At 34.1% G+C, this 246-nt stretch carries 1 protein-coding gene; it reads right to left on the bottom strand.

Annotated elements, in window-relative coordinates; translation table 11 throughout:
- A partial coding sequence (locus EZH24_RS13825; RefSeq protein WP_137999517.1) for a phage portal protein occupies nt 1–246 on the bottom strand: 246 nt, incomplete at both ends.

The raw sequence follows: 246 nt of genomic DNA on the forward strand, positions 1-246 counted from the left end.
CTTCGGCAAGGTGCCTTTCGGCATAAACTGTTTTTATTGGTCTTATTTGCTGAGAAACGAAATACTCATCTCCGTATTCATCATCTACTTCGTTAAGGTTTTCTAGTATCCGCCATTCATTTCTAGTGAGAACACCATTATTTAATTTTATTTGGTTCGCCTGCTGCCTTGTAAGAGTATCGCCTCTCAAAAGTCCGTCCAAATTAAACTCTATATTATATTTTTTTCTTTCTAAATTATTTAATA

Source organism: Brachyspira catarrhinii (genome assembly GCF_005518285.1).
Taxonomy (GTDB): Bacteria; Spirochaetota; Brachyspiria; order Brachyspirales; family Brachyspiraceae; genus Brachyspira; species Brachyspira catarrhinii.